The organism is Microcystis sp. 0824 (genome assembly GCF_003112475.1).
Lineage (GTDB): Bacteria > Cyanobacteriota > Cyanobacteriia > Cyanobacteriales > Microcystaceae > Microcystis > Microcystis aeruginosa_C.
This window is the reverse complement of record NZ_BDSM01000072.1, coordinates 1-477: the sequence shown is the minus strand read 5'-3', so window position 1 is coordinate 477 and position 477 is coordinate 1. Positions and strand designations below refer to the sequence as shown.

General features: G+C 34.2%; 1 protein-coding gene. It reads left to right on the top strand.

Annotation, left to right across the window (positions count from 1 at the left end; genetic code table 11):
* Window positions 1–477, top strand: a 477-nt coding sequence (locus N0824_RS19795) for an RNA-guided endonuclease TnpB family protein (protein WP_146184307.1), incomplete at both ends; no start/stop codon positions are given.

Genomic DNA, 477 nt, shown 5'->3' with positions numbered 1-477 from the left:
GATGGTTTTAAAGCAGGAGAATTTGATTTATGGTGTAGTCAAAAAACTTTAGTTTATTATTCAGAGCAACAGATTAGACGGGTAAGAGTTGTTAGACGTGCTGACGGTTATTATTGTCAGTTTTTGATTGACGTAGAACGGCAAGAATACCAGAAACCAACGGGACAAATAACAGGAATTGACTTAGGGTTAAAAGAGTTTTATACCGATGCCCAAGGCAATACTGTAGAAAATCTACGTTATTTAAGAAAGTTAGAAAAACGACTAAAAAAAGCACAAAGGAGATTATCAAAACGATTTTGTAAAGAAAAGAAACAGTCTAAAAACTATCACAAGCAACGGGTAAAAGTAGCTAAACTTCACCTTAAAGTATCAAGACAACGTAAAGACAAAGCAATTAAAGATGCTTTGGCGTTAGTCCAGTCTAATGATCTGGTCGTCTATGAAGCTTTAAAGGTAAGAAACTTAGTAAAAAAC